Source organism: Allobosea sp. LjRoot90, assembly GCF_964254315.1.
Lineage (GTDB): Bacteria > Pseudomonadota > Alphaproteobacteria > Rhizobiales > Beijerinckiaceae > Allobosea.
Genome location: NZ_CAXUTF020000005.1, coordinates 230,365 through 251,029, shown reverse-complemented (window position 1 = coordinate 251,029; position 20,665 = coordinate 230,365). Strand labels below are relative to the sequence as shown.

Annotated in this window: 18 protein-coding genes; 4 read left to right on the top strand and 14 right to left on the bottom strand. The window is 67.1% G+C overall.

What is annotated here, in order from left to right; translation table 11 throughout:
- Window positions 1-146: 146 nt before the first annotated feature.
- Genes ACSQ3M_RS19730 through ACSQ3M_RS19715 form a run of 4 tightly spaced genes read left to right on the top strand, consistent with a single transcriptional unit; the run spans window position 147 to window position 7,230 of the window.
- Window positions 147-932, top strand: coding sequence for an IclR family transcriptional regulator (locus tag ACSQ3M_RS19730; protein WP_436151776.1), 786 nt, complete (start codon window positions 147-149; stop codon window positions 930-932).
- Window positions 929-4,777: a hydantoinase B/oxoprolinase family protein gene (locus ACSQ3M_RS19725; protein WP_436151775.1), complete on the top strand. Its 3,849-nt coding sequence runs from the start codon at window positions 929-931 to the stop codon at window positions 4,775-4,777. Before ACSQ3M_RS19730 ends, ACSQ3M_RS19725 begins: the two co-directional genes overlap by 4 nt.
- A gap of 48 nt (window positions 4,778-4,825) precedes the next feature.
- Complete coding sequence (locus ACSQ3M_RS19720; protein WP_436151774.1) at window positions 4,826-6,499, top strand: OPT/YSL family transporter; 1,674 nt, start codon at window positions 4,826-4,828, stop codon at window positions 6,497-6,499.
- A gap of 59 nt (window positions 6,500-6,558) precedes the next feature.
- Entirely contained in the window at window positions 6,559-7,230 is a 672-nt protein-coding gene (locus ACSQ3M_RS19715; RefSeq protein ID WP_436151773.1) for an AroM family protein, read from the top strand.
- Between the two features lie 30 nt (window positions 7,231-7,260).
- Here ACSQ3M_RS19715 and ACSQ3M_RS19710 read toward each other — a convergent pair whose 3' ends face one another.
- The 14 genes from ACSQ3M_RS19710 to ACSQ3M_RS19645 all read right to left on the bottom strand — a co-directional run bounded on the left by ACSQ3M_RS19710 (window position 7,261) and on the right by ACSQ3M_RS19645 (window position 20,662).
- Window positions 7,261-8,217: a catechol 2,3-dioxygenase gene (locus ACSQ3M_RS19710; protein ID WP_436151772.1), complete on the bottom strand. Its 957-nt coding sequence runs from the start codon at window positions 8,215-8,217 to the stop codon at window positions 7,261-7,263.
- Window positions 8,214-9,323 carry a 5-methyltetrahydropteroyltriglutamate--homocysteine S-methyltransferase gene (locus tag ACSQ3M_RS19705; protein WP_436151771.1) on the bottom strand — a complete coding sequence of 370 codons (1,110 nt, stop codon included), beginning with the start codon at window positions 9,321-9,323 and terminating at the stop codon, window positions 8,214-8,216. Before ACSQ3M_RS19705 ends, ACSQ3M_RS19710 begins: the two co-directional genes overlap by 4 nt.
- 31 nt (window positions 9,324-9,354) lie before the next feature.
- Window positions 9,355-10,062: an ABC transporter ATP-binding protein gene (locus ACSQ3M_RS19700; protein ID WP_436151770.1), complete on the bottom strand. Its 708-nt coding sequence runs from the start codon at window positions 10,060-10,062 to the stop codon at window positions 9,355-9,357.
- A complete protein-coding gene (locus ACSQ3M_RS19695) occupies window positions 10,055-10,807 on the bottom strand; it encodes an ABC transporter ATP-binding protein (RefSeq protein ID WP_436151769.1) in 753 nt (250 codons plus the stop codon). The genes ACSQ3M_RS19700 and ACSQ3M_RS19695 overlap by 8 nt, the downstream gene beginning before the upstream one ends.
- On the bottom strand, window positions 10,804-11,811 hold the full coding sequence (locus ACSQ3M_RS19690) for a branched-chain amino acid ABC transporter permease (RefSeq protein WP_436151768.1): 1,008 nt from the start codon (window positions 11,809-11,811) through the stop codon (window positions 10,804-10,806). Before ACSQ3M_RS19690 ends, ACSQ3M_RS19695 begins: the two co-directional genes overlap by 4 nt.
- Window positions 11,808-12,665: a branched-chain amino acid ABC transporter permease gene (locus tag ACSQ3M_RS19685; protein WP_436151767.1), complete on the bottom strand. Its 858-nt coding sequence runs from the start codon at window positions 12,663-12,665 to the stop codon at window positions 11,808-11,810. Before ACSQ3M_RS19685 ends, ACSQ3M_RS19690 begins: the two co-directional genes overlap by 4 nt.
- Before the next feature lie 21 nt (window positions 12,666-12,686).
- Entirely contained in the window at window positions 12,687-13,859 is a 1,173-nt protein-coding gene (locus ACSQ3M_RS19680) for an ABC transporter substrate-binding protein (protein ID WP_436151766.1), read from the bottom strand.
- A gap of 50 nt (window positions 13,860-13,909) precedes the next feature.
- Window positions 13,910-14,599 carry a 4-carboxy-4-hydroxy-2-oxoadipate aldolase/oxaloacetate decarboxylase gene (locus tag ACSQ3M_RS19675; RefSeq protein ID WP_436151765.1) on the bottom strand — a complete coding sequence of 230 codons (690 nt, stop codon included), beginning with the start codon at window positions 14,597-14,599 and terminating at the stop codon, window positions 13,910-13,912.
- Complete coding sequence (locus tag ACSQ3M_RS19670; protein ID WP_436151764.1) at window positions 14,596-15,318, bottom strand: PIG-L deacetylase family protein; 723 nt, start codon at window positions 15,316-15,318, stop codon at window positions 14,596-14,598. Before ACSQ3M_RS19670 ends, ACSQ3M_RS19675 begins: the two co-directional genes overlap by 4 nt.
- 17 nt (window positions 15,319-15,335) lie before the next feature.
- Window positions 15,336-16,418, bottom strand: a complete 1,083-nt coding sequence (locus ACSQ3M_RS19665; protein WP_436151763.1) for a 4-oxalomesaconate tautomerase — start codon at window positions 16,416-16,418, stop codon at window positions 15,336-15,338.
- A gap of 3 nt (window positions 16,419-16,421) precedes the next feature.
- Window positions 16,422-17,408, bottom strand: coding sequence for a Bug family tripartite tricarboxylate transporter substrate binding protein (locus tag ACSQ3M_RS19660; RefSeq protein WP_436151762.1), 987 nt, complete (start codon window positions 17,406-17,408; stop codon window positions 16,422-16,424).
- Window positions 17,405-18,238: an NAD(P)-binding domain-containing protein gene (locus tag ACSQ3M_RS19655; RefSeq protein ID WP_436151761.1), complete on the bottom strand. Its 834-nt coding sequence runs from the start codon at window positions 18,236-18,238 to the stop codon at window positions 17,405-17,407. Before ACSQ3M_RS19655 ends, ACSQ3M_RS19660 begins: the two co-directional genes overlap by 4 nt.
- Window positions 18,239-18,323: 85 nt before the next feature.
- Window positions 18,324-19,244, bottom strand: a complete 921-nt coding sequence (locus ACSQ3M_RS19650; RefSeq protein ID WP_436151760.1) for a LysR family transcriptional regulator — start codon at window positions 19,242-19,244, stop codon at window positions 18,324-18,326.
- Between the two features lie 176 nt (window positions 19,245-19,420).
- Complete coding sequence (locus ACSQ3M_RS19645) at window positions 19,421-20,662, bottom strand: aminotransferase class III-fold pyridoxal phosphate-dependent enzyme (protein ID WP_436151759.1); 1,242 nt, start codon at window positions 20,660-20,662, stop codon at window positions 19,421-19,423.
- Window positions 20,663-20,665 lie beyond the last annotated feature (3 nt).

The following is a 20,665-nucleotide window of genomic DNA, read 5'->3' as shown; positions in this document are numbered from 1 at the left end:
CTCCTTTCTCGTCAACGCGAACGATTCGGGCAGCCGTGGAGTCATTCCGCGACACAAACCGTCTTGACTCATCGCCAGCTCACAGTATTGTTCCTTTAATTGCAACTTAAGTTCCATTTTTTGGAACTTTTCTTGGAAGCGACCGGATGTCCATCCTGACGGCAGCCGCAGACGTGCTTCGTTGCTTCTCCAGCACGCGTCACGACGTGACCGTGACCGATCTCGTGACCCTGCTCGGCATGCCCAAGAGCAACGCCTCGCGCCTGCTGCGGGCGATGCGCGACGAGGGGCTTCTGGAAACGGTCGGCGACAGCAAGCGCTACCGTCCGTCGCTGCTGCTCGCCCAGGTCGGCCAGCTCTATCGTTTCGCCGCCTCGCTGATCGACCGTGCCGACGCCGTGGTCGGGCGCGTCTCCGACCAGATCGGCCATACCGGCTATATCAGCGTCCGCCGTGGCACCGAGATCATCGGCGTCACCGCCCATCCCGGCCGGCACGCGCTGCGGGTCGTCACCTCGATCGGCGACCGCATCCCGGCCTTCGCCTCCAGCACCGGCCGCGCTTTGCTCGCCCGGCTTTCGGACCATGAGGTCCGCGCGCTTTATCCGGACGGATTCACCGCCCCCTCCGAAACCGCGCCGCGCGACATGAACGAATTGCTGTCACGTCTGGCCGAGACTCGCCGCGCCGGCTTCGCCGAATCCCATGACGAGGCGGTGCGCGGCGTGCGCGCCATCTCGGTCGGCGTCGGCGACCCCGCCACCGGCGACGAGGTTGCGCTCTGCATTTCCTTCCCGGCCGCGACGGTCGAGCCGAGCGAGCGCCTCGCCATCATCAATGCCCTGGCCGAAGGCGCCGCCGAGATCGCGGCGCTGACCCACGACAAGCGCTTCTTCCCCTTGACCCTCTCAAACGCGGAGACTGCTCCATGAGCAATCGCTGGCGCATCGGCTTCGACATTGGCGGCACCTTCACCGACTTCATCCTCTATGACGGTGAGGAGCGCTCGGTCCTGCTGCACAAGCGCCTGACGACCCCGCACGACCCGTCAGAGGCAGCCCTGATCGGCCTTGGTGAACTCGTCGAGATGGCCGGGATCACGCTCGCCGATGTCGGCGACATCGTCCACGGCACGACGCTGGTCACCAACGCGGTGATCGAGCGCAAGGGCTCCAGGCTCGGCCTGATCACCACCAAGGGCTTCCGCGACATCCTCGAAATGGGGACCGAGCAGCGCTACGACATCTACGACCTGTTCCTGACCTTCCCCGACCCGCTGGTCTCGCGCGAACACCGCCTCGAAGTGCCCGAGCGCATGGACCGCGACGGCAAGGTCGTGACCGCTCTCGATACCGAGGGGGTGCGCAAAGCCGCCCGTGAGCTGGCCGCCGCCGGCTGCGAGGCAATCGCGATCTGCTTCCTCAACAGCTATCGCAACCCCGCCCATGAGCAGGAAGCCGGCCGCATCGTCCGCGAGGCCTGCCCGGAGCTCACCGTCTCGCTGTCGAGCGAGGTCGTCGCCGAAATCTGGGAATACCAGCGCTTCGTCACCACGGCCGCCAACGCCTATGTCCAGCCGCTGATGCGGCGCTATCTGGAGCGGCTTGAGCGCGAGCTCGCCGCCCGCTCCTTCCGTGGCGCGCTCCGGCTGATGCATTCGGCCGGCGGTCTGGTCTCGCCCGAGACGGCGCGCACCTTCCCGATCCGCCTGCTCGAAAGTGGCCCGGCCGGCGGCGGCCTCGCCACCGCCCTGTTCGGCGAGCTTGCCGGCCACAAGGACGTGATCTCCTTCGACATGGGCGGCACCACCGCCAAGGCCTGCATGATCGAGGACGGCCGCGCCGAGATCGCGCCGATGCTGGAGGCTGGCCGCGTCAACCGCTTCGCCAAGGGCTCCGGCCTGCCGATCAAGGCGCCGGTGATCGACATGATCGAGATCGGCGCCGGCGGCGGCTCGATCGCGGCGATCGACGAAGTTGGCCTGCTCAAGGTCGGCCCGCATTCGGCTGGCTCCGATCCCGGCCCGGCCTGCTACGGCATGGGCGGCGTGAAGCCGACCGTCACCGACGCCAATCTCGTCCTCGGCTATTATGATCCCGGCTTCTTCCTCGGCGGGCGCATGGCGCTCGATCTGGAAGCCGCTCGGAAGGCTGTCGCCACCGTGGCCGAACCGCTCGGCCTCTCGATCGAGGAAGCGGCCTGGGGCATCCACAAGGTCGTGGTCGAGAGCATGGGCGCTGCCGCCCGCGTCCATCTCGTCGAGAAGGGCAAGGACCCGCGCCACTACGCCATGGTCGGTTTCGGCGGCGCCGGCCCGGCGCACGCCGTCGACGTCGCCCGCGTGCTCGGCGTCAAGCAGGTCATCATCCCGCCGGCTTCCGGCGCAGCCTCGGCGCTCGGCTTCCTCGCCGCGCCGCTCTCCTTCGACCAAGTGCGCTCGCTGCCGGTCGAATTCTCCGAGGGCTTCGACGCCGCCGCCGTCAACCGCGTGCTGACCGAGCTCGAAGAAGAGGGGCGCAAGCATTTGGTCGAAGCCGGCGTGAAGCCTGGCGACGTCACGGTCGAGCGCTCGGCCGATATGCGCTTGGTCGGCCAGATGCACGACATTTCGGTGCCGCTGCCGCCAGGCGCGATCGACGCGTCCAGCCTGGAAGCGATCCGTGCCGCCTTCAGCAAGACCTATTCGGCCCGCTACACCTCGGTCTACGAGGGCGCCCGGCTGGAGGCGATCAACTTCCGCGTCCGTTGCGCCGGCCCGGTGCCGACGCTCTCGCTCTCCGGCGCGGCCGGCGGCGGCGACGCCATGGCCAAGCTCAAGGGCAGCCGCCGCGCCTGGTTCGAGGGCGGCTGGAGCGAGGCCGAGGTCTACGACCGTTACGCCCTGCGTTCGGGCGATACGATCAGCGGCCCGGCCATCATCGAGGAGCGCGAGGCGACCACGATCGTGCCGCCGGGCGACAGCGTCGCCATCGACGATGTCTTGAATCTGATCATCCATGTCGGCCAGGCCAACGCGGTCGAAACCACGATCACCGCCGACATGCCGCTGGCGGAGGCGGCGCGGCGCATCGAGGCCGATCCGATCTCGCTCGAGATCATGTGGAGCCGCATGATCAACGTCGTCGAGGAGATGTGGCTGACCGTCTGCCGCACCGCCTTCTCGCTGGTGATCTCGGAGGCACAGGACTTCGCCTGCGAACTGCTCGATCCCGAAGGCGAGACGCTGGCGCACTCCCCCCGCGCCATGCCGGTCTTCAACCTGACCCTGCCGCGCGCGGTGAAGGCGCTGCTGGAACGCTATCCGGCCGAGACGCTGAAGCCCGGCGACGTCCTGATCACCAACGATCCCTGGCTCTGCGCCGGCCATCTCTTCGACATCGCGATCGTCACCCCGGTCTTCCTGGGGAACCGCGTCGTCGGCCTGATGGGCACGGTCGGGCATGTCTCCGACATCGGCGGCACCAAGGACAGCCTGCGCGCCCGCGAGATCTACGAGGAAGGCTTCCAGATCCCGCCGATGAAGCTCTACGAGGCCGGCAAGATCAACGAGACGCTGGTTCGCCTGCTGGCTGAGAATGTCCGCAACTCCGAGCAGGTGCTCGGCGACCTGCACTCCTTCGTCGCGGCGAATGCGATCGGAGCCGAGCGGCTGCAATCCTTCCTGAACGACTACGGCATGCAGGATCTGCGGGCGCTCGCCCATGTCGTGCAGAGCCGTTCCGAGAAGGCGATGCGCGAGGCCATTCGCGCGCTGCCGGACGGCACCTATCACGGCACGGTCTCGAACAATCCGCTCGGCACGCCGATGACCTATCCGCTGGCGCTGACGGTCAAGGGCGACACCATCCATCTCGACTTCGCCGGCGCACCGCCGCAGCTGCCGCAGGGCGGGCTGAACTGCACCCTCAACTACACGATGGCCCATGCCACCTACCCGCTGAAGTGCATGCTGACACCGGGCGTGCGCGGCAATGCCGGCTGTTACCGCGCCTTCTCGATCGACGCGCCCAAGGGCTCGATCCTGAACTGCGACAAGCCGCTGGCGGTCAACCTGCGCACCCGCACAGGCTGGTACCTCGCGCCCAACATCTTCCGTGCCCTGTCGCAGGCGGCGCCGAAGCAAGTGCAGGCCTTCACCGGCCTGCCGGTCGCGGCAAGCGTCTATGGCCGCGACCAGGCCGGCGACACCTATTCCGACATGCTCTTCGTCGGCGGTGGCCAGGGCGGCTCGGCCCATGGCGACGGCAAGTCGGGCCTGCTCTACCCGACCTCCGCGGCCAACACCTCGATCGAGACCTTCGAATCGCGCGTGCCGGTGCTGGTGGTCGAGAAGACCTATCTCGCCGACTCCGGCGGCGCCGGCCGCCAGCGCGGCGGCCTCGGCCAGCGCGTGCGCCTGCGCAAGCTCTCCGATGACGGCCTGCCGACGCTGGTCTCGCTCTATCCGGAGGGGGTCAACAACCCGATCCCGGGCCTGTTCGGCGGCAAGGCCGGCGGCGGCGCCTCCGGCCGGGTGATCGACGAGCAGGGCCATGTCCTCAAGGACGTCGGCACCGGCGACCTCGTCCAAGTCAGGCAGCCGCACGAGATCGTCGAGCTCGTGCTCGCCGGCGGCGCCGGCTACGGCCCGGCTGCGGAGCGTCCGCGCGAGGCGATCGCCCGCGACATCGCGCTTGGCCTCGTCTCGCCGGAAGCGGCCCGGCGCGATTACGGCATGCATGCCGCCCATGCTTCCCAGGATGTCGGCGAGGCCAAGACCGGCATCCTTGTTGCCTGACTGATCGATCGAAAGACGCCCGCTGGGGCCAATAAGGGGACGTAAGGCATGACCAATCAAACCGAGGGAGTGCCTCGGCGGCACCCGAGCCTGTTCGAGCCGGCGACGCTGGTGCTGATCGCGATCCTCTGCGTCTTCGGCGCGATCATCGGGATGCAGCTTCTGGTGTCGCTCGGCATCACCGCGAACACCTCGCTGATCGGCGCGCTCGCCGCCATGGCGCTGGCGCGCGTACCGCTCGCGATGTTCGCGCGCTATCGCTCGATCCATGTCCAGAACCTGGCCCAGAGCGCGATCTCCTCGGCCACCTTCGGCGCGGCGAACAGCCTGCTCCTGCCGGTCGGCATCCCCTTCCTGCTCGGCCGCCCCGATCTCGTCCTGCCGATGCTGGCGGGCGCCTTCGCGGCGATGCTGCTCGACGCCTACCTGCTTTACCGGATGTTCGATTCCCGCGTCTTCCCGGCGACCGGCGCCTGGCCGCCGGGCGTCGCCGCCGCTGAGGCGATCAAGGCCGGCGACGAGGGTGGCCGCAAGGCGGCGCTGATGGGCGTCGGCTTCGTCACCGGCATCCTCGCCGGCTTCGTCAAGGTGCCGCTGGCCTGGATCGGCTTCGCCGGCTCGACTGCGGTTTCCGGCATTCCGATGTCCGCCTTCGGTGTCGCCTTCATCGGCAACATCTGGGCGTTGACCATGTTCGGCATCGGCCTCCTGCTGCGCGGCTATTCCGGCCAGATCTTCGGCGGCCCGCTCTTCGAGACCATCATCCCGAAGGGCGACCTGATGGCCGCCTATATCCCGCACGGCTTCATGATCGGCGCCGGTCTCGTCGCCTTGCTGCAAGTCGCTCTGCTGCTCTTCCGCCGCGACGAGGCGCAGAAGCGGGCTGAGGCCGCCTCGGGCACCTCCGACGCCGAGGTGAAGCGCGCGCTCGGGCTCGGCACCATTGGCTACCTCGTCATCGCCATCTTCATCGCGCTCGTCGGCGGGCTGATGACCGACATGTCGATCGGCATGCTGATCCTGTTCGTGCTCTACGCCGCCTTCGCGGCCTATGTGCATGAACTGATCGTCGGCCTCGCCGCGATGCATTCCGGCTGGTTCCCGGCCTTCGCGGTGGCGCTGATCACCTTGATCATCGGCATGCTCATCGGCTTCCCGATGCCGGCGCTGGCGCTGCTCGTCGGCTTCTCGGCTGCGACCGGCCCGGCCTTCGCCGATATGGGCTACGACCTCAAGGCCGGCTATCTCCTGCGCGGCAACGGCGCCGACCCCGCCTTCGAGCGCGAGGGCCGCCGCCAGCAGCTCTTCGCCGCGATGTTCGCCTTCGTCATCGCCGGCGCGGTCGTGCTGGTCTCGTACCAGTCCTATTTCGACCAGAACCTCGTCGCCCCCGTCGACAAGGTCTATGCCGCAACGATCAAGGCCGGTGTCGCGCCCGGTGTCGCCTGGCAGCTCTTCCTCTGGGCGATCCCCGGCGCGGTCCTGCAATTCGTCGGCGGGCCGAAGCGCCAGATCGGCGTGCTCTTCGCCACCGGCCTCTTGATCAACTTCCCGATGGCGGGCTGGGCGGTGCTGGCCGGCATCCTCTGCCGGCTGATTTGGGAGAAGCTGCGCGGCTCCTCCGGCGAAGGCGACATGGAGGTCTTCGCCGCAGGCATCATCGCCGGCGACGCGATCTTCTCGTTCTTCGATTCCGTCTCGAAGAACTTCAGGAAGCCCTGAACGAAACAGGCCCCGGAGCTCATTCTGGGGCCTTGTCTTTCCAAAGGAGGAGCGTCGCCATGGGCAAGCTCGGCACCCTCACCATCGGCCAGGCGCCGCGCGCCGACATCACGCCGATTCTCGACGCCGTGCTCGCTCCCGAGCTGCCGCGCCTGCATGCCGGCGTGCTAGACGGGCTGTCGCGGGAGGAGATCGCCCGCGACTTCGCACCCCAGCCAGACGGCGCGCTCCTGATCACCAAACTGCTCGACGGGACCTCCGTCGTCATCGATCGCGCTCGCACCGAGCGGGCGGCGCAGGCCAAGCTCGCCATGCTCGAAGATGCCGGCTGCAGCACGATCCTGATGCTCTGCACCGGACATTTCGCGAGCCTCGCCACCAGGCGCTCCCGGCTGATCGAGCCGGACCGCATCCTGCCGCCGACCGTCGCGGCGCTGGTCCAGGGTGCCCAACTCGGCATCATCGTGCCGCTCGCCGAGCAGATCGCCTCCGAGGCCGGGAAATGGGTGCCGCTCGCCCGCGCGCCGATTTATGCCGCCGCCTCGCCCTATGGCAGCGATGGCCCGTCGGTTGCGGAGGCCGCCGAAGCTCTCGCCGAGGGTGGCGCACAGATCCTGCTGATGGACTGCATGGGTTTCGTCGAGCGCCATCGCCAGGAGGCGGCCGCGGCAGGCCTCCCGGTCATCCTGTCGAATGCGCTGATCGCCAAGATCGTCTCGGAGGTGGTTTAAGAGCGCAGCTTCAGCGCTCTTAAAGCCGAGCTACTTCCCCGAAGGCGGCGTCCCATGCGTGTGGAAGCTCTCGATCGTCTTCAGCCCCCAGGCCTGCCCTTTCTTCCGCTCCTCTTCCGTCCAGGTCACGGTCTGCCAGTCAGGATCGAGGATCAGGCGCGCCCCGGCATTGGCGATCTCGACGCGGTTTCCGGCGGGCTCGTAGACATAGAGGAAGAAGGTCTGCTGCACCGCGTGCTTGTGCGGCCCCGTCTCGATGAAGACGCCGTTCTCGAGGAAGAGATCAGCCGCTTCCAGGATGTGCTCGCGCTGGTCGACGGCGTAGGTGACGTGGTGGAAGCGCCCGCGCGCCGGGGTGTGGTCGCGGGTATAGGCGATGTCGTAGCTCTTGTTGTTGACTGTGAACCAGCAGCCGCCGACCTCGCCTGAATCGAGCACGATCTGTTCGGTGATCCGGCTGCCGAGCGCCTTCGGCATGAAATCGCGGATCGCCGCCACGTCCTGCGCAAGCAGGTTGAGGTGGTCGAGCCGGCGCACGGCGCAGCCCCGGCCATGGTTGCGCTGCGCCTGGTTCTTCAGGGCAGGCCGCTCCTTCTCAGGAGCGGCATATTTATTGGTCTCGAAATAGATCTCGAAGACGTGGTCGTCCGGGTCGCGGAAGCGATAGGCCCGGCCATGGCCGAGATCGCCCTCGGTCCAGCCGATGCCACAGCCCATCGCCTCGATCGCCGCGACGCGCCGGAGCAGGCCCGCCTCGCTCGTGGCACGGTAGCCGATATGGCCGACGCCCGTCGTCTTCGCCGCGGTGAGCTTCAGCGTGTGGAACTCGTAGTCGTCCCAGGCGCGCAGATAGACGCTGTCACCCTCGCGCCCGCTCTCCGTCAGCCCGAAGATATTGACGAAGAAATCGAGGCTCTCCTGCGGCTTGTCGGTGAAGAGCTCGACATGGCCGAGATGGGCGATGTCGAAGCAGGGCTCCCCGCTCATCCCCAGACTTCCTTCGCGACCTCGAGGATGCGCGCGAGCTTGGCCCATTGCTCATCCTCGGCAAGGACATTGCCTTCCTCGGTCGAGGCGAAGCCGCATTGCGGCGACAGGCAGAGCTGCTCCAGCGGCGCGAACTTGGCGGCTTCCTCGATTCGGCGCTTGAGGTTGTCCTTGCTCTCGATCTCGCCGAACTTGGAGGTCACCAGCCCGAGCACGACCTGCTTGTCGCCCTTGGGCAGGAAGCGCAGCGGCTCGAAGCCACCCGAGCGGTCGTCGTCCCACTCCATGAAATAGCCGTCGACATTGATCTCGTTGAAGACCATCTCGGCGACCGGCTCATAGCCGCCAGAGGCGATGAAGGTCGACTTGAAATTGCCGCGGCAGGTATGGGTGGTGATCTGCATGTCGGCCGGCTTGGCCTTGAGCGCCGCATTGAGCACGTCGCGATAGATGAAGATCAGCTGCTCGGGATCATCACCACGCTCCGCCAGCATCTTGCGCTGCTCGGGATCGCAGAAATAGGACAGGCTGGTGTCGTCGAGCTGGAGATAGCGGCAACCGGCATCGTAGAAGGCCTTGATCGCCTTGGCGTAGGCCTTGCCGAGATCGGCATAGTAGTCCTCGACCCTGAGATAGGCGCTGGGATCGATCGCTTTGCGCCCTCCGCGATAATGCAGCATCGACGGACTCGGAATCGTCATCTTCGGCACGCGATTGGTCGTCGAGGCCAGGAACTTGAAATGAGCGAGATGCGGATGGTCGTCCGGGAAGTCGAGCTTGCCGGTGACGCGGACCGCATGCCCCTTGGTGGTGACGCCCTTGAACTGGATGCCTGAATCGGTCTCGAAGCTGGTGACGCCGGAGAGGCCGTCGAGGAAGTCGAAATGCCAGAAGGCGCGGCGGAACTCGCCATCGGTCACCGCCTGCAGGCCGACGTCCTCCTGCTTGCGGACGAGCTTTTTGATCTCCTCGTCCTCGATCGCCGTCAGCTCGGCCTGACTGATTTCACCGGAAGCGAGCTTGGCGCGAGCGTCCTTGACCGGCGTGCTGCGCAGCAGGCTACCGACCATGTCGCCCCGGAACGGCGGCTTCTGTCTCTGGCTCATGGCGTTTCCTTTCCTGTTTTCAGTCGATGGATCAGGCGGCGGCGAGGCCGAGATGGCGCTCGAGCCGTGACGGGTCGGCGAGGAGCTCGGCGCTCCCGGCGGCAAGGACGACGCGGCCGCGCTCGAGCACGATCGCCTCGTCGGTGAGGTCGAGGATCTTGCGGGCGTGCTGCTCGATCACGATCGCCGAGAGCCCCTCCTCGCGGACCAGCCGCTTCAGGGCGCGCAGCAATTCCTCGACGATGATCGGCGCAAGGCCCTCGGTCGGCTCGTCGAGCAACAGGAGCCTCGGATTGAGCATCAGCGCCCGGCCGATCGCCAGCATCTGCTGCTCGCCGCCGGAGAGCTGGTTGCCGAGATTGCCCTTGCGCTCGGCAAGGCGCGGAAACATCGCAAAGACACGCTCCACCGTCCACGGGCCGGGCTTCGCCACGGCGGTCAGGTTCTCCAGCACGGTCAGCGATTTGAAGATGTTGCGCTCCTGCGGCACCCAGCCGATGCCGGCATGCGCGCGCTGCTCCGGCGAAGCCGTCGTGATGTCACGCCCGGCGAACGCGATCCTGCCACCGCGGCGGCGCGTGACGCCGATGATGCTGTTGACCAATGTCGTCTTGCCGACACCGTTGCGTCCGAGCAGTGCCAGCGAGCGGCCCTCGGCAAGCACAAGGTCGATGTCGAACAGCACCATGGCCTCGCCATAACCGGCGCTGAGGCGCTCGACGGTGAGGAGCTCAGCCATGGGCGTGCTCCCCGAGATAGGCCTGGCGGACGGCCGGATCGCCCGCGATCTCGCTCGGCGTGCCGTCGGCAATCAGGTGGCCGTTGACCAGCACCGTGATCCGCGTCGCGAAGCGGAAGACGAGGTCCATGTCGTGCTCGATCAGGAGGACCGAGACGTCCTCGGGCAGGCCGGCGACCATCGCCATCAATTCGCGGCGCTCGGCCTCGGGCACCCCCGCCGCCGGCTCGTCGAGCAACAGCACGCTGGGCTTTGCCGCGAAGGCGGCGGCGATCTCGATCTGGCGCTGCTTGCCATAAGGCAAGGTCGCGATGCGCTCGTCCATGATGTCGTCGAGCCTGAAGCGAGCGAGGATCTCGGTCGTCTCGGCAACGAGCTCGCCATCCTGGTCGAGCGCGCGCAAAGGCTGCCGGCCGCGCCCGAGCCGCTCGGAGGTGACGAGCGCGATCATCTCGACCGGCGTCATGGTCGCAAAAAGCTGATTGATCTGGAAGGTGCGCGCTAGCCCGCGCCCGACCCGGGTTTCGCGCGGCAGCGTAGTGATGTCCTCACCCAGCAGCTCGACACGGCCGGAGCTCGGCCGCAGCACCCCGGTCAGGAGATTGACGAAAGTGGTCTTGCCGGCGCCGTTCGGGCCGATCAGCGCATGGCGCGCGCCCTTCTGAAGCGTGAAATCGACATGGTCGGTCGCGGTGATGCCGCCGAAGGTCTTGCAGAGATCGAAGGTCTGGAGCGCCGCCGTCATGTCGGCGACCTCCGGGCAAGGCGGCCGATCCGCAACGCCACCGCCTTGATCCCACCATGGATCAATTCGCGCCCGCCGAGCACGAACAAGACCAGGAACAGCCCGATCCAGAACATCCAGTATTGCGGCGTGAAGCTCGCGATCACGTCCTGCAGCAGCTTGAAGGCGACAGCCCCGATCAGCCCGCCATAGAGATAGCCGGCGCCGCCGATGATCAGGACGAGCATCAGGTCGGCCGAGCGATGGAAGGCGAGCACGTCGAGCGAGACGAACTGCGTGGTCTGGGCGAGCAGCGCCCCGGCCGCTCCGGCATAGGCCGCCGCCAGCGTGTAGACCGCGACGAGCCGCCAGTGCAGCGGCACGCCCGAGGCCGAGGCACGCAAGGGGTTGTCACGGATCGCCCGCAGCGACAGGCCGAAGGGCGAGCCGACGATGCGCCGCGCCAGAACGAACAGCACGAACAGCACGGCGAGCGAATAGAGATAGGCGACCCGGCCGAAGATATCGAACTCGAACAGGCCGAGCACCGGCCCCATCACGATGCCTTGCAAGCCATCGGCGCCGCCGGTGAGCCAGCCGAGCGAGTTCGCCAATTCCCCCAGGATCAGCGCGACGCCGAGCGTCACCATCAGGCGCGTCAGGTCGCTGCCGCGCAGGATCAGCGGGCTGGTGAGCAGGCCGAGCAGCCCGGCAGCACCCATCCCGACAGCCAGCCCAGCCAGCGGGTCAGCGCTGGCGTGCTTGGCGAAGAGCCCGGCCGCATAGGCGCCGAAGCCGAAGAAGGCGGCATGCCCGAGCGAAACGATGCCGGCATAGCCGAGGATCAGGTCGAGCGAGACGGCAAAGAGCCCGAGGATCGCGATCTCGTTCAGGATCAGGAGCTGGCGCGGCAGCAGGAAGAAGGCCGCCACGGCCAGGACCCAGAACGTGATCTCGGCCGGATGCCAGCGGCGCGCGGCGTAGAGCGAGCGCCGGACGCGTGTTTCGACGCTGTCGGCACTCATGCCCGACCTCTCGCAAAGAGACCGTGCGGCCGGGTGATCAGCAGGACCACCATCAGCGCGTAGATGATGAAGGCGCCGAGCTGCGGCACGAGGTACTTGCCGGCGACGTCGGCGACCCCGAGCAGCATCGCGGCGAAGAACGGGCCGGAGATGGTCGAGGTGCCGCCGACGGTCACGACGATCAGGAAGTAGATCATGAACTTCAACGGGAAGGTCGGATCGAGCCCCATCAATTCGATGCCGAGCGCGCCGCCGAGGCCGGCGAGGCCGGAGCCGAAGGCGAAGGTCAGCGCGAACAGCCGGTTGACCGGAATGCCGAGACCACGCGCCACTCGCGCATCGTCGACCGCGGCGCGTAGCCGGCTGCCGAAGCGCGTACGGGTGAAGCCCCATTGCATCACGAAGGCCAGGGCGCCGCAGAGCAGGATGATGAAGAGGCGATAGCGGCCGACGCCGATGCCGGCGAGATCGAAGCGCCCGCTCAGCCACTCCGGCAGATGCACGAATTGCTGGCTCGACCCCATCAGGTAGTCGGCGCCGGCGACCGACATGAACACCAGCCCGATCGAGAACATCACCTGGTCGAGGTGGCTCTTGGCGTACATCGGCCGATAGACCAGCCGCTCCAGCACCAGGCCCGCCAGCGCAGAGGCGAGGAAAGCCGCCGGAAGCGCCCACAGGAATGGCAGGCCGAGCCGCTGCATCGCCAGCACGGTGACATAGCCGCCGAACATAGCGAAGGCGCCGTGGGCGAGGTTGATGAAGTTCATCAACCCCATGGTCACGGACAGCCCGCAGGCCAGCACGAACAGGATCATGCCGTAGGCGACGCCGTCGAACAGGATGGTGAGCACGTCGGGTCCGCCTTGGCCGGCCTATTTCTTGGCCTTGGTCGGGTCCTTGACGTTCGGGATCGTCTCGAACTCCTGGTTGTAGAGCTCGCCGTTCACGCGCTCGACCTTGCGGATATAGACGTTCTGGATGATGTCGCGCGTCTCGGGGTCGATCGAGATCGGCCCGCGTGGGCTCACCCAGCTCATCCCCTTCATCGCGGTCACCAGCGCCTCGCCGCCCTCGCCCTTGGTCTTCTTCAGGCCCTCATAGAGCGCGTGCATGCCGTCATAGCCGCCGACCGCCATGAAGTTCGGCCGCATGCCGGGATTGGCCTTCTTGAAGCCCTCGACGAAGGCCTTGTTCTCCGGGCTGTCATGCGAAGCCGAATAGTGCTGGGCAGTGATGACGCCAAGGGCGATGTCGCCCATGCCGTTGAGGATGTCGTCATCGGTCAGGTCGCCGGTGCCGATCAGCTTGATGCCGCTCTTGTCGAGGCCGCGCTCGACGAACTGCTTCATGAACTGGGCGCCGACGCCCGACGGCACGAAGACCAAGAGCGCCTCCGGCTTGCTGTCGGCGACGCGCTGCAGGAAGGGCGAGAAGTCCGGATTCTGCAAGGGCACGCGGATGTTCTCGACCTGGCCACCACCGGCCTTGAACGCCTCCGAGAACGAACTCTCGACGTCATGACCCGGGCCGTAGTCGGAAACGATGGTGATGACGCGCTTGGTGCCCTGCTTGGCGATCCAGGTCCCGAACGGTGAACCGATCTGCGGCACGACCTGGCTGGTGCGCACGATGAAGGGTGAGCGCTCGGTGATGATCGCGGTCGCCGCCGACATCACCACCATCGGCGTCTTGGCCTGCGTCGCGAGCGGCGCGGTGGCGAGCGCCAGCGGCGTCAGGCCGAAGCCGGCGATCGCGGTGACTTTGTCGTTGACGATCAGCTCCTGCGCAATGCGGCGGGTGACGTCCGCGGTGCCGGTGTCGTCCCTGAGGATGAGCTCAATCTTCTTGCCGGCAACGGTTGCGCCCTTCTCCTGGATATAGAGATTGGCCGCCGCGGCGATCTGCCGTCCGGTCGAGGCGAACGGGCCGGTCATCGGCAGGATCAGGCCGATCTTGACCGCGTCCTGCGCCAGAGCCGCGCTGCTAACCGAAGCCGCCAGCGCTAGGCCGAGCATTCCACTGAGAACAGTCCTGCGATTAGTCATGTTATCGTTCCTCCCGAAAGTTGTGCCTGATCCCCGTTTTTCGGGGTTGCTCAGTCGTCTTCGTCGTCGCGATAGGTAAGGCCCGCTTTTGCGAGGCCGTCCCGCATAGCGTACATGTCCAGCCCGAGTTCGCCAGCGGCGAGGCGTCTACGCTTTTCGTCTTCATTGGCCTCGCGCTTGCGGCCGGCGGCGGCGACCGCCTCCGCATCGCGCCGCGGCACCGCCACCACCCCGTCATCGTCAGCGACGATCACGTCGCCGGGATGGATGAGCGCACCGGCGCAGACCACCGGCACATTGACCGATCCAAGCGTCGCCTTGACCGTGCCCTTGGCCGAGATTGCCCGCGACCAGACCGGGAAGCCCATCTCGGTGAGCGTGCGCACGTCGCGCACCCCGGCATCGATGACGAGGCCGATGCCGCCGCGCGCCTTGAGCGAGGTCGCGAGCAGGTCGCCGAACATGCCGTCGGTGTTGTCAGCCGTGCAGGCGACGACGAGCACGTCGCCCGGCTGCACCTGCTCGATGGCGACATGGATCATCCAGTTGTCGCCGGGCTGGGCGAGCACGGTCACCGCCCCGCCCGCGATCTGCGCGCCGGCATAGATCGGTCGCATATACGGCTTCAGCAGCCCGCTCCGGCCCATCGCCTCATGCGTGGTGGAGACGCCAAGCGCGGCGAGATCGGCCATCGCGGCGGCGGAAGCCCGCTTCTTCGTGCGGACGACGACGGGGTTCATGCCAGCGTCTCCAAAGCTTCCGGAAAGAGGCGCTGATAGGCCTCGCCATAGGTCATCGCCTTGCCGGAATTGCGGCCGCCCTGCATGCCGCGATTGAGCGCAACGCGGGTGTAGTATTCCCAGAGATGCTTCTGCGCGGCGAGGATCTCGAACGCCCGGCGCTTCACCTCCCAGACCTCGTCGATGTTGAGGATGACGTTCGGCTTGAAGTTGCACTGCTCAGGCTGGTGCGGCTCGAACAGAAAGACCGGTGGGGCGGCATAAGCACGGTTGGGATCGGGCTTATGCCCGGCCGCCTGCGCGATGATGCGCGCCTCCTGCGCAAAGCGCGCCGCCTCGGGGTGGTCGACATTATAGGGGTCTTCGAGAGCATGGGTCAGCACGAAGCTCGGCCCCAGCTCGTGGAAGATGTCGATGGCGCGCTCCAGCATCGGCTCGGTCGTGCGCAGCGGATAGTCGCCGGCGTTCATGAACTCGATCTCGGCCCCCAGCATCGCGGCGGCGGCCTCCGCCTCCTCGCGACGCTGCGCCTTGACCTCCTCCATCCTGACCCCGGTTTTCTTCCAGGCGAACTGGCTCTCGCCGCGCTCGCCATAGGACAGGCAGAGGATCTTGACGCGCATGCCGCGCCTGGCGTGCAGCGCGATGGCGCCTCCGGCACGCCAGACGAAATCGCCGGGATGGGCGGTGATCACCAAGCCTGTCTTCTGGGCGCTCATCGCAATGCGCTCCTCTCTCAAAATCTACCAGCCGGCACAAAGGCCTGCCCTGCCATCAGGATGCGCGCGGTACGCAGCAGCCCTGCCCGCTCGACCACCGGCTGCTTCACCGACCCGCCGACCGTCAGCGTCACCGTGAACTCGCCGGTCGGATGCTCGACCGAGAGCGAACGCTCGCCGCCCTCAGGCATCACCACGACAGACGCAGCGGGGGAGCCCGGCAACACGGCGGCGGTCGCGACAGTCACCGCGGCGAAGACCCCGATCGAGGCATGGCATTCATGCGGGATGAAGCTGCGCGTGCAGATTGCCCCACCCGCTTGTGGCGGCGCGACCAGCGCGATCTTCGGCACGACCTTCTTCGTGACGTCGCCGAGATTCATCAAAGGCCCAGCCGCGAGGCGGATCGCCTCGATGCGGGCCTTGAGCTCGACATCGTCATTGAGCTCGTCGCGCGGCTCATAGCCGGTCCGCCCGACATCGGCAGCCCGCAGCACGATCACCGGCATGCCGTTGTCGATCAGCGTGCAGGGCACGCCCTCGATCAAATCGACGACATTGCCGGTCGGCAGCAGCGCGCCGCAGACCGAGCCCTCGGCATTGAGGAAGCCGATATCGATCGGCGCCGACGTGCCCGGCACCCCATCGATGCGCGCACTCCCCTCAGCGCTCGCCTCGCCGTCCGGCGTATCCATCGTGAGATCGGCGATCGTGCCGGTGTTGATCGTCCGGACCCGCACCGTCGTGCGCGGCCCACTCGCCTTGATCAGCCCGCGAGCCAGCGCAAAGGGCCCGATCCCGGCGAGGATGTTGCCGCAATTCGGCGTCGTATCGACGCTCGCCGTTTCGATCCCGACCTGCGCGAAGAGGAAGTCGATGTTGCAGCCCGGCTCGCTGGAGGCCGAGATGATCGCGACCTTGCTGGTGAGCGGATGGGCGCCGCCGAGCCCGTCGACCTGGCGCTTGTCCGGCGAACCCATCACCGCGAGCAGGAAGGCGTCGCGTGCAGCGATATCCGCCGGCAGATCGTCGGCCAGGAAATAGGCGCCCTTGGAGGTACCGCCGCGGATCAACATGCAGGGAACGGCGAGCTGGCCCATCACTTACTCCGCCGCCTTGATGCCGGCACGGCTGATGACGTCGCGCCAGAGTGCCAGCTCCGAGGCGATCAGCTTGCCGAAGCCCTCAGGCGGTTCAGGTCGGGCGATGGCGCCGTCCTTGGCCAAGGCTGCGGCAAAGTCCGGTTGGCCGAGCAGCGCATTGATCTCGCGATTGAGCCGCTCGACGATCGGGCGCGGTGTGCGCGCCGGCGCCACGAGCCCGTACCATTGCACCGCCTCGAAATCCGGCAGGCCGCTCTCGGACAGTGTCGGCAGATCGGGCGCGAAGCCGACACGCTCGCGCCCGGCGACACCGAGCACCCGAAGCTGGCCGCCTTCCGCGAGTGGCAGAACGGCCGGTCCGCCAGTCAGGGTGAACTGGATGTTGCCGGCGACGATGTCGTTCACCGAGGGCGCCGTTCCACGATAGGGCACATGCGTCGCCTCGATACCGGCGTGGTAACAGAAATAGGCTGTGGCGATATGGGCGGCGCTGCCCTGCCCGCCGGACGAGTAGTTCAGCTTGCCGGGGTTCGCCTTGGCGTAGGCGATGAACTCCGCGAGGGTTTTGGCCGGCAGTTTCGGATTGATCGCCAGGATGTTCGGCAGCATGGCGACGAGCGCGACCGGCTGGAAATCCTTGACCGGGTCATAGGGCACATTGGTGTAGAGCGAGGGCGCGAAGGCCAGCGTCCCGATATGGCCCATCATCAGCGTGTGCCCGTCGGGCTCGGCTTTCGCCACCTGGCCTGCCGCCGTCATCCCACCGGCGCCCGGACGGTTCTCGATCACGAAGCCCTTGCCGGGAATGACCCGTTCGAGCCTGTTGGCAATCACCCGCGCCAGCACATCGGTGCTGCCGCCGGGCGTGAACGGCACGACGATCCGGATGAGCTGGCTCGGCCAATCCGCCTGGGCGCGCACCGGCCCGAGTCCAGCGAAACCGGCAAGCCCGAGGCCGGCGAGGACAAAGCGACGATCTAGGCTCATCGAGCGCCCTCCTTGCGACGGGCGCCACGCTGCTGCGCATCGGCGATGGCGCCGGCGAGGCCGGGATGGAAGCCCGCCGCCGCCAGCATCTCGGCCGCCTCGCGCATCTCGGCGGCGCGGCGCACGCCATGGGTCGCGACGCGTTCGCGCATGTCGGCGGAGAGCGCGTGGAAGTCGATCGACGGGAAGGTCGCGTGCAAGCTGGCGAAGACCGGGTCCTTGACGTCCCAGACCTCGCAGGCGGCGGCGCAATCGACCATCAGCGCCTCCAGCCCCTTGATGACGATCGAGCGGCAAAGCTTCATCGCCGAGGCCCGGCCATAGATCTCCGAGACCGGCGTCAGGTTCATGCCGAGTTCGTTGAGCGCGTCGGATGTGGCCTGCGCCTTCGGGCCGCCGGTCAGGATCGCGACCTTTAAGCCGGGCTTCAGTACCGGCGCCATCACGGCAGCCTCGACATAGTCGGCGCCACTCGCAGCGATCGCCTGCGCCGCCCGCTGCTTGGTCGAGGGCGCGGCCGAGTTGACGTCGACGAAGATCTGTCCCGGCTTCAGCCAGGAAGCCGCCTCGGTCGCTACCGCTTCAGCACGGTCGGCGGTAACGGCCGAGAAAATGAAGGTCGCAGCCGAACAAGCCTCCTGCGCCGAGGGTGTGCAGACAACGCCGAGTTCCTGTGCGGCGGCCTCGAGGCGGGTGCCGGCCCCACTGCCGAACAGCAGGTCATAGGCGCGGATGGCAACACCGTCTTTGGCCAGAAGGCCGCGCGAAAACGCCTGCCCGACCTCGCCGAAGCCGATGAAGGCGATCGCTGCCGTGTTGGCGCCTGCCATGCTGGCCTCTCCTCACGCGTTTCATCCCGCCGCGAGGTTCGGCCAAAGCCATTCTGCCATCAAATGATAAGAATGCAGCGATTGATTACTTTTCTTCATCTCGCCGCGGCACGATGCTGCGCTTCAGGGCCTGGCTCAGGATCGAGATGAGATCGCGTGTCACCGGCCGCAACGGCACCGATTTGCGCGTGATGATGCCGAGCGTCCGGGTCACAGCCGGCGAACGCAGCGGGATCGCGACCAGATCGCCGGCATCGACGACATCGAGCGCAAGCTGCGGCACGACCGCATAGCCGATGCGCGAGCGCACCAGGCTGACCGCGGTGACGACGCGCTGGACCTCGTAGCGCCAGGTCAAGGTCTCGCGGCGGGCGCCGAGCGCGTCGTCGATCAGGATACGGTTGCCGGTCTCGGCGCTGATGCGCACCAGAGGCTCGTCCTGCAACTGCGCCCAGGTCAGCGAGGTCGCCTGCGCCAGCGGCATCGCGCGATGACTGACCAGGACGAAGGGTTCCTTGACGACCGGCTTCAGCTCGAGGTCCCAGCGATTGGCGGCGACGATGGTGACGCCGAACTCGGCCTCGCCCGACTGGACCTTGTCGGCGATCTCGGAGGCCGAATTGTCGTGGATCCTGACGCCAACACCGGGATGGCGCGCCGCGAAGGCAGCGATCACCGCGGGCATGCAATGCGCCGCCACCGTCGGCAAGCAGCCGAGCGAGACCTGCTCGTCGCCCTCGCGCAGCTCGACCTTGACCTCGTTGATGGCGAAGCCGAGATCCTCGAAGATGCGCCGCGCCCGCGGCAGCAGCGTCGTGCCGGCCGCGGTCAGCGAAACCTGGCGCGTGGTCCGCAGGAACAGGGGTGTACCGAGCGACTCTTCCAGCTTGCGGATGCGGTGGCTGAGCGCCGTCTGCGACAGGTTGAGGTGCGAGGCGGCGGCGCGGAAACTGCCGCGCTCGGCGATGCTGACGAAGGCCTGAAGTCCGAGCACATCCACGCGCATCGGATCACATAGCCTTCAGAATGCGATAAGGCCAACGGCGTTCCGAGCTCACCAAAGGTTGGGCTCAGTCGTCTGAGTGGGAAGAGGGGCCTGCCCTTGGCGGCTCGAAAACAGACCGGGCAGCTCAGGGCCTTGCACAATAGGCGATTGAAGACGCCGACCGCGCCACATCCTGTCTAGCCCCGGAGCGCCTCGGCAACCTTCAGCACCGCCTCCAATATCAGGTCGAGCTCGGCGTCGCTCACGGTCATCGGCAAGGAGAACCCGATGCTGGCGCCGCCCTTGGAGACGGTCGAGAGACCGCAATCCATGCAGGCCTGAACGAGATCCCCCGCAAGGTCGGCACCTGAACCGCCGCCACACATGGCCGGATCGAACTCGAGCGCAAGCAGAAGGCCGGCGCCGCGAACGCCGCGGATCGCCGGCGCCGTGCGGGCGAGTTCGCCAATGCGCGATCTGATCTCCTGCTCCAGCCGGGCGGCTCGCTCGACCAGCCCATCGCGCTCGATGATCTCGATCATCGTCAGGGCGGCGAGCGTCGTCAGCGGGTTCTTCTCGTGGGTATAGTGGCCGAGGTCGAGCTCCGGAGCGATGTCGAGCCTTGCGTCGGCAATCACCGCGGCGATCGGCAGCATGCCCCCGCCCAGCGCCTTGCCCAGGACCACCGCATCGGGCACCGCGCCGACATGCTCGAAAGCGAAGAAGCGGCCGGTCTTGCCGAGCCCCGACGGGATCTCGTCGAAGATCAGCAGGGCGCCGTGCCGGGCGCAGAGTTCGCGGACCTCGGCCCAGAGCCCATCTGGAGGCATGTGGCAATTCGAGCGGATCGGCTCGGCCACGACGGCGGCGATGCCGCCTTGCGACTGCGCGAAGGCATCGCGCATCTCCGCGAGCATGCGCTCTGCTCCACCTGGCGCCCAATAGGGCGTCACATGGCGACGTCCGGGCAGGAACGGGCCGAGACGCGGATCGGGAGCCGCCTTCGACAGGCCGAAACTGCCGAAACCGTGGCCGTGATACGAGCCTTCGAGCGAGATCGTCTCATGGCGGCCGGTGTTGACGCGCGCCAGCTTGAGGGCGATCTCGATCGCATCGGAGCCGCCGGTGGCGAAGAGAAGCTTGGCCGGCGCCCCGGGCCAATGGGCTAGCAGCTTCTCGGCAAGCGCGACGGCGGGCTCGTTGGTGTACCGCCTTGGCGAGAAGGGCAGGATGTCGAGCTGGCGCTTCAGCGCCGCGATGATCTCCGGATGGCGATGCCCGACATGATGGGCGGTATTGCCATGCAGATCGATGAAGCGCCGCCCGTCAGTATCTTCCAGCCAGATGCCCTCGACGGCGCGCAGCGCCGAGAGACAGGGGCTCGATCCGTTCTGATGGAAGAAGGCGGCGGCGTCGCGCGAGACGAGGTCGTGGGTCATTCG

Excerpts from the sequence above, each read along its gene's own strand:
- ACSQ3M_RS19705 (WP_436151771.1), bottom strand. The coding sequence starts at position 9,323 with ATGAGCCAGAGACAGAAGCCGCCGTTCCGGGGCGACATGGTCGGTAGC.
- ACSQ3M_RS19700 (WP_436151770.1), bottom strand. The coding sequence starts at position 10,062 with ATGGCTGAGCTCCTCACCGTCGAGCGCCTCAGCGCCGGTTATGGCGAG.
- ACSQ3M_RS19675 (WP_436151765.1), bottom strand. The coding sequence starts at position 14,599 with ATGAACCCCGTCGTCGTCCGCACGAAGAAGCGGGCTTCCGCCGCCGCG.
- ACSQ3M_RS19725 (WP_436151775.1), top strand. The coding sequence starts at position 929 with ATGAGCAATCGCTGGCGCATCGGCTTCGACATTGGCGGCACCTTCACC.
- ACSQ3M_RS19690 (WP_436151768.1), bottom strand. The coding sequence starts at position 11,811 with ATGAGTGCCGACAGCGTCGAAACACGCGTCCGGCGCTCGCTCTACGCC.
- ACSQ3M_RS19720 (WP_436151774.1), top strand. The coding sequence starts at position 4,826 with ATGACCAATCAAACCGAGGGAGTGCCTCGGCGGCACCCGAGCCTGTTC.
- ACSQ3M_RS19715 (WP_436151773.1), top strand. The coding sequence starts at position 6,559 with ATGGGCAAGCTCGGCACCCTCACCATCGGCCAGGCGCCGCGCGCCGAC.
- ACSQ3M_RS19710 (WP_436151772.1), bottom strand. The coding sequence starts at position 8,217 with ATGAGCGGGGAGCCCTGCTTCGACATCGCCCATCTCGGCCATGTCGAG.
- ACSQ3M_RS19680 (WP_436151766.1), bottom strand. The coding sequence starts at position 13,859 with ATGACTAATCGCAGGACTGTTCTCAGTGGAATGCTCGGCCTAGCGCTG.
- ACSQ3M_RS19660 (WP_436151762.1), bottom strand. The coding sequence starts at position 17,408 with ATGAGCCTAGATCGTCGCTTTGTCCTCGCCGGCCTCGGGCTTGCCGGT.
- ACSQ3M_RS19650 (WP_436151760.1), bottom strand. The coding sequence starts at position 19,244 with ATGCGCGTGGATGTGCTCGGACTTCAGGCCTTCGTCAGCATCGCCGAG.
- ACSQ3M_RS19645 (WP_436151759.1), bottom strand. The coding sequence starts at position 20,662 with ATGACCCACGACCTCGTCTCGCGCGACGCCGCCGCCTTCTTCCATCAG.
- ACSQ3M_RS19665 (WP_436151763.1), bottom strand. The coding sequence starts at position 16,418 with ATGGGCCAGCTCGCCGTTCCCTGCATGTTGATCCGCGGCGGTACCTCC.
- ACSQ3M_RS19670 (WP_436151764.1), bottom strand. The coding sequence starts at position 15,318 with ATGAGCGCCCAGAAGACAGGCTTGGTGATCACCGCCCATCCCGGCGAT.
- ACSQ3M_RS19730 (WP_436151776.1), top strand. The coding sequence starts at position 147 with ATGTCCATCCTGACGGCAGCCGCAGACGTGCTTCGTTGCTTCTCCAGC.
- ACSQ3M_RS19695 (WP_436151769.1), bottom strand. The coding sequence starts at position 10,807 with ATGACGGCGGCGCTCCAGACCTTCGATCTCTGCAAGACCTTCGGCGGC.
- ACSQ3M_RS19655 (WP_436151761.1), bottom strand. The coding sequence starts at position 18,238 with ATGGCAGGCGCCAACACGGCAGCGATCGCCTTCATCGGCTTCGGCGAG.